Source organism: Bradyrhizobium sp. Kon10, from assembly GCF_055807395.1.
Genome location: NZ_JBVVOZ010000332.1, coordinates 1 through 248, shown reverse-complemented (window position 1 = coordinate 248; position 248 = coordinate 1). Strand labels below are relative to the sequence as shown.

Here is a 248-nt window from a genome sequence, read left to right as displayed (position 1 = left end):
ACCCGCTTGTCGGGTCAGAGCCGTACCAGGTCGCCGTCGAGACTCATCGCGCCATGATCGTGTGTTCGTGCAATGTGTTGAGCGATCAGGATGTCCGCTCCGCCATCAAGGTGGAGCGGACGCGCTCGAAGTTCCTTCCTCGCGATAACGGCATGGGCTTGATCCTCCGTAACACGCCGCTGGTGTTCCGTCGCCTTCCAGCGCTTATCTCCAGGAATATAGCCTACCGCTCTCGCGAAGCCGTCCTC

1 protein-coding gene is annotated in these 248 nt (G+C 60.5%); it reads right to left on the bottom strand.

The features are described from left to right. Positions 1 to 14: 14 nt before the first annotated feature. The coding region (locus AC0L2O_RS37265) for a hypothetical protein (protein WP_473373264.1) at positions 15 to 248 on the bottom strand (234 nt) is incomplete at its 5' end.